The sequence below is a fragment of the Streptomyces echinoruber genome (assembly GCF_014651135.1).
Classification (GTDB): Bacteria; Actinomycetota; Actinomycetes; order Streptomycetales; family Streptomycetaceae; genus Streptomyces; species Streptomyces echinoruber.
This window is the reverse complement of sequence record NZ_BMWH01000009.1, coordinates 53517-68155: the sequence shown is the minus strand read 5'-3', so window position 1 is coordinate 68155 and position 14639 is coordinate 53517. Positions and strand designations below refer to the sequence as shown.

The window sequence follows — 14639 nt, the reverse complement described above, 5'->3', positions numbered from 1 at the left end:
GCGCAGGAGTCGCTTGACGGCGTCAACAGATAAGGTGTGCGGTATTCGTACAGGCCCCGCCCTCCCCGGAAGGTCACTCGTGCCGCATCTCGACCCTCCTCTCCCGCAGGTCACGGTTGTCGACCTCTCCCGAGCCGGGGCAACTCCTGCCGGCTCTACGGGAGATCGCCGGACGCCCGGCCGGAGCCGCCCCACGTTCACCATCGGGAAACGCTGATAGGCAGAAGCAGAAAGGATGGGACCCCATGCCCCGGCTCGCCTTCGCCCAAAGTTTCTGGGACGGCTACGACAGTTTGGAGAAGCCGGTTCGGGCCGGAGTACGCAAGGCCATGGCCAAGTTCCAGGCCATGAGCGTCGCGGAGCTCAACGCGGACAAGGGACTGCACCTGGAGGCCGTCGAAAACGCCCGTGATCCGCGGATGCGCACCATCCGCATCACCGACTTCTGGCGAGGCGTCGTCCTCGCCCCCGACGACGGCAGTGATGTGTTCCTGCTGGTCAACGTCCTGCCGCACGACGACGCCTACGCCTGGGCGGCGAAACGCCTGTACAGCGCGAACACGGCGACCCGAGCCCTGGAGGTGCGCAACGCCGTCGCCCTGGACGAACTGACACCGTTGTACGAGACGGCCGCGCGCACGGCTCCCCGGCTGCTGTTCGCGGATGTGTCCGACGGTACGCTGCGCGAACTCGGCATCGACGACCAGGTGCTGCGTGCCGCGCGTTCACTGGTGGACAAGGCCCAACTGGAGGCGTTCTCCACCCTCCTGCCGGAGGATCAGCTGGAGGTACTGCAGTACCTCGCCGAGGGCTTCAGCCCGGAAGAGGTCTACCGGGACGTCGTGGCCGTCCGTCGGCCCGCCGACGCGCCCGCCGAGCCGGTCGAGGACCTGGCCACGGTGATCGCCAACACTCCCGCACGCATCCGCCTGGTCACCGGGCCGCAGGAGCTGGAGGAGATCCTGGAGAAGCCGTTCGATGCCTGGCGGGTGTTTCTCCACCCCTCCCAGCGGCGCGTCGCCTACCGCACCTCGTACGGGGGTCCCGTCCAGGTCACCGGGGGGCCCGGAACGGGCAAGACGGTGGCCGCCCTGCATCGGGTCAAGCACCTGCTCGGCCGTTCCGACGACGGACGCATCCTGCTCACCACGTACACGAACGCGCTCGCCGCCGGACTGCGCGAGATGCTCGGCCTGCTTCTCGACCAGGACGAGAAGCTGCTGGCGCGGGTCGACGTGACGACGGTCGACGCCTATGCGAACAGCGTCGTGCGCGCGAAGTCGGCAGCGGCGCCCAAGCCGATCGGGGACCGGGAACAACGGCAGTTGTGGGAGAAGGTCGTCAAACAACTCGACCTCCCTTTCACCGCCCAGTTCATGGCCCAGGAATACCGGCACGTCGTCCTCGGCCAGAACCTCCGCGATCTCGACGCCTACCTCAGTGCGAGCCGCCGCGGTCGGGGCACCGGCCTCGGCCCCACGCGCCGCCGACAGGTGTGGAGCGGCATGGCACGGTTCGAACAGTTCCTGCGCGACCGCGGCGAGACCACGCACCTGCACATCTGCGCCCGCGCAGCGGACCTCCTCTCCGCCGAGCCGGCTCCGTACGCCCATGTCGTCGTCGACGAGGCACAGGACCTGCATCCGGCACAGTGGCGTGTGCTGCGCGCCGCGGTCTCCCCCGGCCCCGACGACCTGTTCATCACCGGTGACCCGCATCAGCGGATCTACGACTCCCGGGTGTCGCTCGGTTCCCTGGGCATCGCCACGGCCGGCCGCAGCTTCCGGTTGCGCGTCAACTACCGCTCCACCGAGGAGATCCTCGCCTGGTCGGCACGTCTCCTCACGCCCGTCACCATCGACGCGCTCGACGGCGAGGGAACGGACTCCCTGGCCGGGTACCGCTCCCTGCTCCACGGGCGCAGTCCCCAGGTGCAGGGGTACGCCACCCGGCAAGAAGAGACCGAAGCCCTGGTGGGCCGGGTCCAGGCATTGCTCGCCGAGGGCCTCGCACCGCACGAGATCGGCGTGTGCGCACGCTTCAACCTCTCCCTGGACGCAGCCGAGGAGAAGTTGAAGGCCGCCGGCATCCCGATGCTGCGGGTCAAAGGGCAGGTCGCGCAGGGCCTTGAGGGGGTACGGCTGGCAACGATGCACGCCATGAAGGGTCTGGAGTTCCGTGCGGTGTCCGTCCTCGGCGTCAACGAGGGTGCCGTCCCGTTCGCCCGTGAGATCACCCCGCGCGAGGCGGACCCGCTGCAGCACGACGCCGACCTGCTCCGCGAACGCTGCCTCCTCTTCGTCGCCTGCACGCGCGCTCGCGAAACGCTGAGCGTGACGTGGAGCGGAGCTCCGAGCCCGTTTCTGTCACACGCCGCCTGACCAGCCTGACCAGCCGCTGGTGCGCCCCGGTGCGGGGCGGCACCGGGGTGCCATGTCCTCCCCTCCCCGCCGGGACAGGGGAGGACCATCAGGCGCCGCCGGCCGCGCATTCGCGAGCGCCGGTCGGCTCCCCGGGCCGGACGATTCCCGGCCCGGAGGTCGCGACGGTGCACTTTTTCCGGTGGTGGGCGGGGTTGTACGGGATGAAATCGTGTGATTTGGAGCCGCGTCGGGCCGTGTCCGACCATGGGTGCCGTCCCGGTGATCCCGGACACCAGTTCGAAGAGAGGCGCACCACTCCATGCACGTCCCCGGAACCGTCCCGCCGTCGGCTCCGGCCCCGCGGGAGACCCCCGCGGCTTCCGGTACCCGTACCGACCGCACCGACCGTGTCGACCGTATTGATCGCATCGACGGTATTGACGGTGTCGACGGCACCGATCCCGCCGTAGGCGTCGGCGGCACCGGCAGGCATGTCCGGCGCTTCGGGCTGCCCGTCGCCACCGCGCTGGTGATGGGCAACATCATCGGCGGCGGCATCTTCCTGCTCCCGGCCTCCGTCGCCCCGTACGGCACGGTCAGCCTGGTCGCCTTCGGGGTCCTGACCGTGGGGGCCGTCGCCCTGGGCCTGGTGTTCGGGCGGCTCGCCGAGCGCAACCCGCGCACCGGCGGGCCGTACGTCTACGCCCGTGAGGCCTTCGGCGACTTCGCCGGTTTCCTCGCCGCGTGGGCGTACTGGATCACCACCTGGGTGTCGAACGCGGCGCTCGCCGTGGCCGCGGTCGGCTACCTCGACGTGCTGGTCCCGGTGAACGGCCACCGCTGGACGGCGTGCCTGGCCGCGCTGGTGCTGCAGTGGCTGCCCGCGCTCGCCAACCTCGCCGGCACCCGCTGGGTGGGCGCCGTCCAACTCGTCTCCACGGTGCTGAAGTTCGTGCCGCTGCTGCTCGTCGCGGTGTGCGGCCTGTTCTTCTTCGACCCGCACCACCTCGGGCCCTTCCACGCCGGCGGCGGGAGCACGGTCGGCGCGGTGTCCGCCTCCGCGGCGATCCTGCTCTTCTCCTACCTCGGTGTGGAGTCCGCCGCGGTCAGCGCGGGCGAGGTGAAGGATCCCCGGCGCACCGTGGGGCGCGCCACCGTCCTCGGCACCGCGGGCGCGGCACTCGTCTACCTGCTGGGCACGCTGTCCGTCTTCGGCACGGTCGCGCACGACCGCCTGGTGCACTCCACCGCGCCGTTCTCGGACGCCGTCGACGCCATGTTCGGCGGCGGCTGGGGCGGTTGGGCCGTCGCGCTCGCCGCGCTGGTGTCGATGACCGGGTGCCTCAACGGCTGGACCCTGCTCAGCGCCCAGACGCCGTACGCCGCGGCCCGGGACGGGCTGTTCCCGGCCGCCTTCGCGCGCCGGCGCCGCGGTGTGCCGACGGTCGGCGTCGCCGTCACCGTCGTGCTCTCCTCGCTGCTCACCGTCTACAACTACGCCTCGGGCTCCGGACGGGTCTTCGAGGTGCTGGTCCTCGTCACCACGTTCACCGCGACCGTGCCGTACCTGCTGGCCACCGCCGCGCAGATCCTCCACCTCGGGACGGGGCGGGGCGAGCCGGCCGGCCGGGCGCGGCTGGTGCGGGACGGCGTGGTCGCGGCGGTCGCGGCGGGCTTCTCGATGTGGCTGGTGGCGGGGGCCGGGTACGCGGCGGTGTACCAGGGCGTGCTGTTCCTGTTCGCCGGCGTCGTCGTGCACGCCGTGCTGGCGGGGCGCCGCCGGCGGCGGGCCTGAGCCCGGAGGAGCGGCCGGCCGCGCGGCGGGCGGCGCGTGGCGGGCAGCCGGCAACGAGCGGCGGGCGGCCGGAGGCGCGGCATACGTGTATCCCGCACTGATCATGTACGCTGCGGCCTGATCGTACGACCGGGAGCGCACCTGCGGGGCTGCGGTGCGGGGTCGGGCGCCACGGTGCCGTCCGGGGCGCGGCCCGACAGGCGTGGTCCCGCGCGCCGCCCACCCGACTCCGGCCGCGAACGGGAGGACCATGACCCCGCCCGCTCCCCGTGCCGCGCGTGCGCCGCCGCCACTCCTCCGATTCCGCAGTCATCCCCAGCCATCCCCAGCCATCCCCGTGGCGGGCACGCCAGCCCGCGCTCCGCTCACCCCCTGGGAGCCGACGCGCCATGAACGAGCTCTCCTCGCTCCTGTCCCCCACCGCCGTCCGTCTCGACGTCCAGGCGGACGACTGGCGCGCTGCCGTCCGCGCAGCCGGCCAGGCCCTCGTCGACGCCGGGATCAGCACGGCCGACTACACCGGGCAGATGATCGCCAACGTCGAGGACAACGGCCCCTACATCGTCATCGCCCCCGGCCTCGCCTTCGCGCACGCCCGGCCGTCGCCGGCCGTGCGCAGAACCGGCATGTCCTGGGTGCGGCTGGCCCGGCCGGTGCCGTTCGGGCACGACACCAACGACCCCGTGGGCCTGGTCGTCGCCCTGGCCGCCACCGACTCCGGTGCGCACACCGACGCCATGGCCGCCCTGGCCCGCGTCCTGTCCGATCCCGCCACCGCCCGGGCCCTGGAGCAGGCCGGCTCCCCGCAGGACGTCCTGGCCCTGCTCGGCGACCGCCCGTCCGCGGCGCGGCCCGCCCGCGGCGCCGCCGCGGCCTCCGGGAACGGGCACCACAAGATCCTCACCGTGTGCGGCAACGGCGTCGGCACGAGTCTGTTCCTGAAGAGCACGCTGGAGCAGGTCCTGGACCGCTGGGGCTGGTCCGGGCACGTCACCGTCGAGGCGACCGACACCATCTCCGCCCGGGGCAAGGCGTCCGAGGCCGTCGCCGTCCTCACCTCGCGCGAGATCGCGCGGACGCTGGGGGACGTCGGCGTGCCCGTGAAGGTCGTCGACGACTTCACGAGCGCCGCCGAGGTCGACGCCGTCCTGCGGGACACCTACGACGTCTGACCGTCCGGCCGCGCAAGGCCCCCCGCCGCGTGAACCGACGTGAACCGACGTGATGCGGCGTGAACCGACGTGAACCGAAAGGCCCCACCGCATGAACTGGCTCGTCCACCTCGCCAAGTTCCTCGTCAACGAGGTCCTCAGCCAACCCGCCTACCTCATCGGCATCATCACCGCCGTCGGCCTGGCCGCCCTGCGCAAGCCGGCCGGGCAGACGGCCGGCGGCGCCATCAAGGCCACCCTCGGCCTGCTCCTGGTCGGCGCCGGCGCGACGCTGGTCACCACCGCGCTGGACCCGCTCGGAAAGATGATCCAGGGCACGACGGGCGCGCACGGCGTCATCCCGACCAACGAGGCCATCGCCGGCATCGCCCAGGACCGGTTCGGAGCCCGCGTGGCCTGGCTCATGATCACCGGGTTCCTGGTCAGCCTGCTCCTGGCCCGCTTCACCCCGCTGCGCTACGTCTTCCTCACCGGTCACCACATGCTGTTCATGGCGACCATGCTGACCGTCGTGATGGCGAGCGCCGGGCAGTCCTCCCTCGCCGTGGTCCTCGGCGGCGGCGTCCTGCTGGGCATCCTGCTCGTCGCCATGCCCGCCTTCGCCCATCCCTGGACCAAGCGGGTCACCGGGGAGGACACGGTGGCCATGGGCCACTTCGGCACCGCCGGCTACATCCTGGCCGGCGCCACCGGGCAGCTCACCGGCAAGCTCGGCGGGCGCAGCCGCAGCACGGAGGACATGCGCCTGCCCGAGGGCCTGCGCTTCCTGCGCGACTCCATGGTCGCCACGGCCCTGTCCATGGTCGTCGTCTACCTGGTGATGTCGCTGCTGTTCCTCGCCAAGGCCGGACGGGACACCGCCTTCGAGGCGTTCACCGCGGCCACCGGGCACGCCGCCACCGGCGTCGGCGACTACCTCATGCAGTCCCTGATGGAGGGACTGCGGTTCGGCATCGCCGTCGCCGTGATCCTCTTCGGCGTGCGCACCATCCTCGGCGAGCTGGTCCCCGCCTTCCAGGGCATCGCCCGGCGCGTGGTCCCCGGCGCCAAGCCCGCCCTGGACGCGCCCATCGTCTTCCCGTACGCCCAGAACGCCGTCCTGGTCGGCTTCGTCTTCAGCTTCCTGGGCGGCCTCACCGGCCTCGCCGTGCTCGTCTGGGTCCTCAACCCGGCGTTCGGCCTCGCCCTGGTCCTTCCCGGGCTGGTCCCGCACTTCTTCACCGGCGGCGCGGCCGGCGTCTACGGCAACGCCACCGGCGGGCGCCGCGGCGCCATGGCGGGCTCCTTCCTCAACGGCCTGCTCATCACCTTCCTGCCCGCCCTGCTGCTGAAGGTCCTCGGCACCTTCGGCAACGCCAACACCACGTTCGGGGACGCCGACTTCGGCTGGTTCGGGACGCTGCTCGGCAATGTCGCCAAGCTCCACGGAGCCGCGGGCCTGGCCGGCATGCTCGCACTCGGCGCCGTCGTCCTCGCCGCCGCCTGGACGGTGCAGGTCCGCGTGGTGGACGCGGGGTGGCTCCCCGGCTCGGCCGCGCCCGCCGCCGCCCCGCCCGCCGGCTCCGGCTCCGGCTCCAACTCCGGCTCCGGCTCCGAGCCCGTGACCGCGCCCGTCGGCTCCGCGCCCGTCGGCTCGGTGCCCGTCGGCTCGGTGCCCGCCCAGCGCACCCACGCCAGGATCGCGCCCCCGGCCGGGGCGCCCGTCCCGCCGCCGCCTCCCACGACCGCCGGGGCGTGAGCCGCCGGCACGGCGGCCGCCACCCCCTCCCCGCGGGCCGGAGGAAGGGGCGGCGGCCGCCGTGCCGTTTCTCAGGGCGGGTCCGGCAGGTCCGCGCAGTCCGGCTGCTCAGGGCCGGTTCGGCAGGTCCGCGCAGTTCGACGGGGCCGGTTCGCCGGAGAGGCGGTCGGTGAGCCAGGAGACGGCGGTGCCCTGGTCGGCGAGGAGCGGGCCGAAGTGGTTGACGAGGGCGCTGCCGAGGTCGGGCAGGGCGACGTCCTTGTAGACGACGTCGGCGCCCTTGGCGCACCAGTCGGCGGCGAGTCGCCGTGCCTGGGCGTGCGGGACGAGGTTGTCGTGGACGCCGGTGGCGACGCGGACGGGGCCGGCGGGTTTGAGGGTGCCGATGCGCTGGCCGTCCAGGAAGGTCTGCAGTCGCGGGGTGGCGGCGATGATGTCGCTGATCGAGCGGCCGTCGGTGGTCCACCGGGTGCTACGCCGGCCGCCGTAGGCGAACAGCGCGTCGCCGACGCACATGGTGGACAGGTCGGCGAGGGCGGCCCGGCCCGCGTCGTTGAGGTGGGCCTCGGCGAGGGGGCGCAGGGACGGGTCGGACTGGAGGAAGCCGTTGAGCGACCAGCCGATGGCGCCGACGAGTCCGCTGCCGTCAATGGCCCGGGTGACCTCGGCCAGGTCGGCGGGCGGCGCGCCGCTGTAGGTGCCGGCGAGCCGGACGTCGGGGGCGTAGGCGGGCTGGAGTTCGGCGGCCGCGGCGGTGGCTCCGCCGCCCTGGCTGTACCCGAAGAGCCCCACCCGGGACTGCGCGGTGACCGACGCGCCGGTCAGGCGGCGGGCGGCGCGCACCGCGTCCAGGACGGCGTGGGCCTCGTCGACGCGGTTGACGTAGGTGTGCAGCCGGTCGGTCGCGCCGAGGCCGGCGTAGTCGGTGACGACCACGGCCACGCCCTGCGCGAGGAGGTGGTAGATGGACAGGTCCTCGTAACCGACCGAGACGGTGCGGCCGTTGAACAGCAGCGGGTGCTCCAGGCCCATCGACGCGGCGCACTGGTCGCCCTGGCCCATGGTGCCGGGTGCCACGGCCACCAGCGGGCGCGCGCCGCCGCCCTTCCAGGCGGCCGTGGGCTCGATGTAGGCGCCGGTGACGGCCACCGGGTCGCCGTTGGAGTCCGTCGACCGGTACATCAGGCGGGTGGCCCGGCCGGGCAGCGGCCCGTCGAGGGTGGGCAGGTGCAGCGCGAGCGGCAGGGGCTCGGTGCGGACGAGGGCGCCGTTGTCGGCGGGCAGGGTGGCGGGCGGGGTGTAGAAGGCGGGGATGGTGACCCCGCGGGAGACCACGGGGCCGGTGGCCGTGGCGTCCGTGGCGGTGGCTGCGGCGGCCGGGACGGCCTGGGCGCCGAGGCAGGCGGCGACGAGGACGGCGGCGGCCGGCAGTCTGCGTGCGGGCATGGCGGCTCCTGGAAGCGACTGTGTGGGGAGCGCGCCTTCCGGGGCGGCCGTGGGGCGGCCGCCCGGGACGCGGAGGCGCGACGGCGGGAGCGGGCGCGGTCGTCCCTCCGCGCCCGCTCCCGTCGCTGGGATGCCGGCCACTGGACGGTACCCGTACGGGTGTTACCTGAGGTAGCACCCGGAAGGTTACGGTTGAGTAATGTGACTCGCCGTCCACCGGCGGCCCACGTCCACCGGCAGCCCACGTCCGGCGACGGACCGCATCGTCGCTCGGCTCGCCTCCGTCACTCGGCCCGCCTCCGTCACTCGGCGCACGGGCGCGTCGGCGCGCCCACCGCACCCGCCCGGGTCAGTCGGCCACCAGGGTGATGTCCTGCTGCCGCACGTCGTGGAAGTGCGGCAGCAGCGCAAGCCCCTGCGCGCGCAGTTCCACGAGGGTCGCCTCGACGTGCGCCGCACCGGACCGGAGGGTGGACGGCGCGGTCCGCCCGGTGTTCACCCAGCGGTGCGCGGCGCCGTCGCACACGGCGCGGGTGCCGCCGATGGCGTACTGCACGGAGGCGGCGTGATCGGCGGGCCGGGCGGAGTCCTCGGTGGAGTCCCGAGGGGGGTCCTGGCTGACGGAGGAGCTGACGAACACCGGGCCGGTGGCGGCGGTGCAGCGGTAGGTGCCGGAGAGGGTGAGGGTGCCGTCCGCGGCGAGGCGGCCGACCCGGTCGACGGTCACGGTGTCGCTCGCCGCCGCGGACGCGGGCGCGCCCATGGCGGCGCAGGCCAGCAGCGCGGCGCCGGCGACGGCGCCGAGGACGGGACGCAGGGGAGACTTGATCATCGGGAAACCTCCTGGAGTGGGGCTTCCACTGGTACCGGGCGCTCGGACCGGCGGCCGTGATCGTCACCCCTTCGGTGGCGAGTCCGCCCGGATCGGCGGCGGCCTCGCCACGGCCGTCGCGGGACGGTCAGCGCACTGTCCGGGTCCTGTCACGAATCCCGGCGGGCGCTTTCGGTGCATCAGGCGGCGGGAGCAGGGTCTGTACAGAGGGACGGCACCGCCACCGGGCCGTCCGCCAGGACCTCGACGTGGAGGTGCGCCATGTGCTCCCACCAGACCTCGTCCCCGCGCCCCGGCCACGAGGAGCAGCCGCACGTCGTCGCCGCCCACCCCGAACAGGGCTGGAACCTGCTGTGCGACGGCACGGTCGTCTTCGACGACGGCGGCGAACTGCTCCCGGACGGCCGCGCGACCGCCCCGTGCCGCGTCCTGCCCGCCGACCGGCTGACCGTCGCGGCCTGAGCAGGAAACCACCCGCCCGAGGCCCGGCTGACCGTCACGGCCCGAGCGGAAGACCACCCATCCGAGGCCCGGCTGACCGTCACGGCCCGAGCGGAAGACCACCCATCCGAGGCCCGGCTGACCGTCACGGCCCGAGCGGAAGACCACCCATCCGAGGCCCGGCTGACCGTCGCGGCCCGAGCGGAAGACCACCCGCCCGCCGAGCGACCGCGAGGTCCCGGCACCGAGCCGGCGCCGGGCCCCGCTCCGCCCCCGGCGGCGCGGCCGTATCGCCGGTGTCCTCGTACGCGACGGTTCCGGCGCTCGGCTCGATGTCCGGCATGCCGGCGGAGCCGGGGCAGCACCGATGTCGGCGGTTGCTAGGGCAGCACCGCGAAGCCGTCGAGCTCCACCAGCGCCTGTTCGTCCCACAGGCGCACGACCTCGACGACGGCCATCGCCGGATAGTCCCGGCCCGCCGACTCCCGCCAGATGCGGCCGAGTTCCCGGGCGTAGCGGCGGTAGGCAGCGACGTCGGTGGCGTAGACGGTGACCCGGGCCAGGTCGGACGGGGTCCCGCCGGCCGCGCGCAGCGCCGTCAGCAGGTTGGCCAGTGCCCGCCGGAACTGCTCGGGGAGCGTGTCGCCGACGATCCCGCCGTCGGCGTCCAGGGCGGTCTGCCCGGCGAGGAACACCACCCGGGAGCCGGTGGCGACCACGGCGTGGGAGAAGCCGGCCGGCGTCGGCAGGCCGGGCGGGTTGACGCGTCCGGCGGTCACCGGGCCGCCTCGCCGGTGTCTGTGCCGGTGTCTGTGCCGGTGTCCGCACCGGCACCCATGCCGGTGTCCGCGCCAATGCCCGTGCCGGCGTCCGCGCCGGTATCCGCGCCGGTATCCGCGCCGTGGTCCACGGCGTGGTCCACGGCGTGGTCCACGGCGTGGTCCACGGCGTGGTCCACGGCGTGGTCCACGGTGGCGTACAACTCCTTGGCTATCACGGTCCGTTGGACCTCGCTCGCCCCCTCGTAGATGCGCGGCGCCCGCACCTCCCGGTAGAGGTGCTCCAGGAGGTGGCCGCGCTGCAGGGCACGGGCGCCGTGGAGCTGGACGGCGGTGTCGACGACGTACTGCGCGGTCTCGGTGGCGAGCAGCTTGGCCATCGCGGCGCGGCCGCGCACGTCGGGGGCGCCCGCGTCGTACGCCGTGGCCGCCGCGTACACCATCAGGCGGGCCGCCTCGGTGCGCAGGGCCATCTCGGCGACCTGGTGGGAGACGGCCTGCAGGTCCTTCAGGCGGCCGCCGAAGGCCGCGCGGCGGGCGGTGTGGGCGAGGGTGGCGTCGAGGGCCGCCTGGGCCATGCCGACGGCGAAGGCGCCGACGCTGGGGCGGAAGAGGTTCAGGGTGCCCATGGCGACGGCGAAGCCGCGGTCGACGCCGCCGAGGACGTCGTCGGCGGTGACGGGGACGGCGTCGAAGCGCAGGGTGCCGACGGGGTGCGGGGCGAGCAGGTCGAGGCGGGTGCCGGTGAGGCCGGGGCGGTCGGCGGGGACGAGGAAGGCGGTGACGCCGCGGGCGCCGGCGCCGGGGGTGGTGCGGGCGAAGACGGTGTAGACGTCGGCCTCGGGGGCGTTGGAGATCCAGCACTTGTCGCCGGTGAGCCGCCAGCGGGCGGGGCCGTCGGGCACGGCGGCGAGGGAGAGGGCGGCCGCGTCGGAGCCGGCGCCGGGCTCGCTGAGCGCGAAGGCGGCCACGGCGCCGCCCCCGGTCACCGGCGGCAGCCAGCGGTCGCGCTGGGCGGGGGTGCCGTGGGCGTGCACGGGGTGGGCGCCCAGGCCCTGCAGGGCGAGGGCGGTCTCGGCCTCGGTGCAGACCTGGGCGAGGGACTCGCGCATCAGGCACAGGTCGAGGGCGCCGGCGGCGAACAGCCGCGCGAGCAGGCCGAGTCGGCCGAGTTCGGCGACCAGGGGCCGGTTGACGCGGCCCGGTTCGCCCCGCGCGGCCAGGGGGCGCAGCCGGTCGGCGGCCAGGGCGCGCAGCTCGGCGCACCAGGAGGTCTGCGTCGGTTCGAGCGAGAACGCGGGCATCACCGGGCCCCTCTCTGCCGCCTGCGCCGAAGTCCGCCGCCCGCACGCGGGATTGCGCCTCTCGGGCGGCGTACCCGACGACGGTATCGCGCACCATTGACTGCCGTCACCAACACGATACGCTCGGTGCGCGAGCCCACCACGGCGAAGGGGGCGAACCGCCATGGCAGCCACCAACCCGGACGCCGCCGACCCGGACGCCGCCGACCCGGACGCCGCCGCCCGCGAACCGGTGGAACCGGTGCCCTCGGCCCACGTCGACACCTTCGCGCGCGACCGCCTCCCGCCGCCCGGCCAGTGGCCCGATCTGCTTTTCGACCTGCCGGAGCTGCGCTATCCAGGCCGGCTCAACGCGGCCGCCGAGCTGCTGGCCGGCCCCGATCCGGCCCGCCCGGCGTTCCGCACGGCCGCCGGGGAGGTGTGGACCTACGGCGAGCTGCGCGCCCGCGTCGACCGCGTCGCGCACCTGCTCACCGGCCCGCTCGGCGTCGTCCCCGGCAACCGCGTCCTGCTGCGCGGCCCGACCACGCCGTGGCTGGCGGCCTGCTGGCTGGCGGTGCTGAAGGCGGGCGCGGTCGCGGTCACCGTGCTGGACCGGCACCGCCCGCACGAACTGGCCACGATGTGCGCCCTCGCCCGGGTGCGGCACGCGCTGTGCGACGCCCGGTCGGTGGACGACCTGGTCAAGGCGGGCGTGCCGGGCCTGGAGATCACGGTGTACGGCGGTGACGGCCCCACCGGCCCGTCCGGCCGTCCGGTGCCCGGCACGCCGTACGAGGCGGTCGGCACGGCCGCCGACGACGTGGCGCTGATCGCGTTCACCTCGGGCACCACCGGGCGTCCCAAGGGCTGTGTGCACTTCCACCGGGACGTGCTGGCGATCGCCGACACCTTCTCCCGGCACGTGCTGCGGCCCCGGCCGGACGACCTGTTCGCCGGCTCTCCTCCGCTGGGTTTCACCTTCGGCCTGGGCGGCCTGGTCGTCTTCCCGCTGCGGGCCGGGGCGTGCGCGCTGCTGCTGGAGCAGGCGGCGCCGCGGCAGTTACTGGCCGCCGTGGCCGAGCACCGCGTCTCGGTGCTGTTCACCGCGCCGACCGCCTACCGCGCGATGCTGGCCGGGCTCGACGGGTACGACGTCGCCTGCCTGCGGCGCTGCGTCTCGGCCGGCGAGAACCTGCCCGCGGCCACCTGGCACGCCTGGCACGAGCGCACCGGGCTGCGCCTGATCAACGGCATCGGCGCCACCGAGCTGCTGCACATCTTCATCTCCGCGGCCGACGACGCGGCCCGCCCCGGCGCCACGGGGCTGCCCGTCCCCGGCTGGCAGGCGCGCGTGCAGGACGGGCGGGGCGTGCCGGTGCCGGACGGCGAGCCCGGCCTGCTCGCCGTGCGCGGCCCGGTGGGCTGCCGCTACCTCGCCGACGAGCGGCAGCGCGGCTACGTCCGCGACGGCTGGAACGTCACCGGCGACACCTACGTCCGCGACGCCGACGGCTACTTCCGCTACGTGGCCCGCGCCGACGACATGATCGTCTCCGCCGGGTACAACATCGCGGGGCCCGAGGTCGAGGAGGCCCTGCTGCGCCATCCGGAGGTGGCGGAGGCGGCGGTGGTGGGGCGGCCCGACGAGGAGCGCGGGCAGGTGGTGGTGGCGTACGTCGTCGCGCGCGAGGGCGCGCGGCGGGACGCGGAGGCGCTGCGCGCGTTCGTCAAGGCGGAGCTGGCGCCGTATAAGTGCCCGCGCGAGGTGGTCTTCCTGGACGCGCTGCCGCGCACGGCGACCGGCAAGCTCCAGCGGTTCAGACTGCGCCCGGGCCGGGCCGGCGGCGCCGGCCGTGACGGTGGTGACGGCGGAGACGACCAGCGGTGATGCCAGCGGCCTGAGCCGATCGACTTAAGATGATCAACGTGTCCGAGCAGCACGCCCCCCGGTCTCTCATCGTCACGCTCTACGGCGCCTACGGCCGCTCCTGGCCGGGCCCGGTGCCCGTCGCCGAGCTGATCCGGCTGCTGGCCGCGGTCGGGGTGGACGCGCCCTCGGTCCGCTCGGCGGTGTCCCGGCTGAAGCGGCGCGGGCTGCTGCTGCCGGCCCGCACGGCGCAGGGCACGGCCGGGTACGAACTCTCCCGCGACGCACGGCAGGTGCTCGACGACGGCGACCGCCGCATCTACGCCGCGGCGCCCGCCGCGGACGAGGGCTGGGTGCTCGCGGTGTTCTCCGTGCCGGAGTCGGAGCGGCAGCGGCGGCACGTGCTGCGCTCCCGGCTGGCCTCCCTCGGCTTCGGCACCGCGGCCCCCGGCGTGTGGATCGCCCCGGCCCGCCTGTACGACGAGACCCGGCACGCCCTGCAGCGGCTGCGCCTGGAGGCGTACGTGGACCTCTTCCATGGCGAGCACCTGGGCTTCACGCCCACCGCGGACGCGGTCGCCCGCTGGTGGGACCTGGCGGCGATCGCCCAGCAGCACGAGGCGTTCCTGGAACGGCACGCGCCCGTCCTGCGCGCCTGGGAGCGGCGCCCGGACACCCCGCCGCAGGACGCCTACCGCGACTACCTCCTCGCCCTGGACTCCTGGCGCCGCCTGCCCTACGCCGACCCCGGCCTGCCCGCCCGCCTGCTGCCCGCCGACTGGCCCGGCGCCCGCTCGGCGGCCGTCTTCCAGGCGCTGCACGCGCGTCTGCGGGACGCGGGGGCGGCCTTCGTCGGCGTGTGACGCCTCCCACCGGCCTCCCACCGGCCTTCCGCCGGCTTCCCGTCGCCCTCCCGCCGC

General features: G+C 74.6%; 11 protein-coding genes. 7 read left to right on the top strand and 4 right to left on the bottom strand.

The genetic code is table 11. The features are described 5' to 3' along the window. The first annotated feature begins 245 nt into the window (after window positions 1-245). From IE225_RS13690 to ulaA, 4 genes are all read left to right on the top strand, one after another. Window positions 246-2381 (top strand): UvrD-helicase domain-containing protein, encoded by a 2136-nt coding sequence (locus IE225_RS13690; RefSeq protein WP_190057745.1) that lies wholly within the window; start codon window positions 246-248, stop codon window positions 2379-2381. Between the two features lie 301 nt (window positions 2382-2682). Further along, window positions 2683-4158, top strand: a complete 1476-nt coding sequence (locus IE225_RS13685) for an amino acid permease (protein WP_190057744.1) — start codon at window positions 2683-2685, stop codon at window positions 4156-4158. Between the two features lie 389 nt (window positions 4159-4547). Continuing rightward, complete coding sequence (locus tag IE225_RS13680) at window positions 4548-5330, top strand: PTS sugar transporter subunit IIAB (RefSeq protein WP_190057743.1); 783 nt, start codon at window positions 4548-4550, stop codon at window positions 5328-5330. A gap of 91 nt (window positions 5331-5421) precedes the next feature. Further along, window positions 5422-7068, top strand: coding sequence for a PTS ascorbate transporter subunit IIC (gene ulaA / locus IE225_RS13675; protein ID WP_190057742.1), 1647 nt, complete (start codon window positions 5422-5424; stop codon window positions 7066-7068). 108 nt (window positions 7069-7176) lie between these two features. Here the strand turns inward: ulaA and IE225_RS13670 are convergent, their stop codons facing one another. Then, the gene (locus IE225_RS13670; RefSeq protein ID WP_190057741.1) at window positions 7177-8514 is read right to left on the bottom strand and encodes a lipase family protein; all 1338 of its coding nucleotides are present in this window, start codon (window positions 8512-8514) and stop codon (window positions 7177-7179) included. A gap of 349 nt (window positions 8515-8863) precedes the next feature. Continuing rightward, window positions 8864-9346 (bottom strand): DUF6299 family protein, encoded by a 483-nt coding sequence (locus IE225_RS13665; protein WP_190057740.1) that lies wholly within the window; start codon window positions 9344-9346, stop codon window positions 8864-8866. Between the two features lie 261 nt (window positions 9347-9607). On the opposite strand from IE225_RS13665, the gene IE225_RS13660 reads away from it, so the two are divergent. Next, complete coding sequence (locus tag IE225_RS13660) at window positions 9608-9808, top strand: DUF5999 family protein (protein WP_190057739.1); 201 nt, start codon at window positions 9608-9610, stop codon at window positions 9806-9808. A 359-nt stretch (window positions 9809-10167) separates the two neighbouring features. On the opposite strand, the gene IE225_RS13655 is transcribed toward IE225_RS13660, so the two are convergent. Both IE225_RS13655 and IE225_RS13650 read right to left on the bottom strand, forming a co-directional pair. Continuing rightward, entirely contained in the window at window positions 10168-10566 is a 399-nt protein-coding gene (locus IE225_RS13655; protein ID WP_190057738.1) for a RidA family protein, read from the bottom strand. Further along, window positions 10563-11870, bottom strand: coding sequence for an acyl-CoA dehydrogenase family protein (locus IE225_RS13650; RefSeq protein ID WP_229879515.1), 1308 nt, complete (start codon window positions 11868-11870; stop codon window positions 10563-10565). The genes IE225_RS13655 and IE225_RS13650 overlap by 4 nt, the downstream gene beginning before the upstream one ends. Window positions 11871-12033: 163 nt before the next feature. Here IE225_RS13650 and IE225_RS13645 point away from each other — a divergent pair, with 163 nt between their 5' ends. After that, window positions 12034-13740 carry an AMP-binding protein gene (locus tag IE225_RS13645; protein ID WP_373303183.1) on the top strand — a complete coding sequence of 569 codons (1707 nt, stop codon included), beginning with the start codon at window positions 12034-12036 and terminating at the stop codon, window positions 13738-13740. Between the two features lie 29 nt (window positions 13741-13769). Continuing rightward, window positions 13770-14582: a PaaX family transcriptional regulator gene (locus IE225_RS13640; protein ID WP_190057737.1), complete on the top strand. Its 813-nt coding sequence runs from the start codon at window positions 13770-13772 to the stop codon at window positions 14580-14582. The last annotated feature ends 57 nt before the right edge of the window (window positions 14583-14639 follow it).

Bases quoted from the DNA above. Each gene is read 5' to 3' on its own strand.
- IE225_RS13690 (WP_190057745.1), top strand. From the start codon at position 246: ATGCCCCGGCTCGCCTTCGCCCAAAGTTTCTGGGACGGCTACGACAGT.
- IE225_RS13685 (WP_190057744.1), top strand. From the start codon at position 2,683: ATGCACGTCCCCGGAACCGTCCCGCCGTCGGCTCCGGCCCCGCGGGAG.
- IE225_RS13680 (WP_190057743.1), top strand. From the start codon at position 4,548: ATGAACGAGCTCTCCTCGCTCCTGTCCCCCACCGCCGTCCGTCTCGAC.
- ulaA (WP_190057742.1), top strand. From the start codon at position 5,422: ATGAACTGGCTCGTCCACCTCGCCAAGTTCCTCGTCAACGAGGTCCTC.
- IE225_RS13670 (WP_190057741.1), bottom strand. From the start codon at position 8,514: ATGCCCGCACGCAGACTGCCGGCCGCCGCCGTCCTCGTCGCCGCCTGC.
- IE225_RS13665 (WP_190057740.1), bottom strand. From the start codon at position 9,346: ATGATCAAGTCTCCCCTGCGTCCCGTCCTCGGCGCCGTCGCCGGCGCC.
- IE225_RS13660 (WP_190057739.1), top strand. From the start codon at position 9,608: ATGTGCTCCCACCAGACCTCGTCCCCGCGCCCCGGCCACGAGGAGCAG.
- IE225_RS13650 (WP_229879515.1), bottom strand. From the start codon at position 11,870: ATGCCCGCGTTCTCGCTCGAACCGACGCAGACCTCCTGGTGCGCCGAG.
- IE225_RS13645 (WP_373303183.1), top strand. From the start codon at position 12,034: ATGGCAGCCACCAACCCGGACGCCGCCGACCCGGACGCCGCCGACCCG.
- IE225_RS13640 (WP_190057737.1), top strand. From the start codon at position 13,770: ATGATCAACGTGTCCGAGCAGCACGCCCCCCGGTCTCTCATCGTCACG.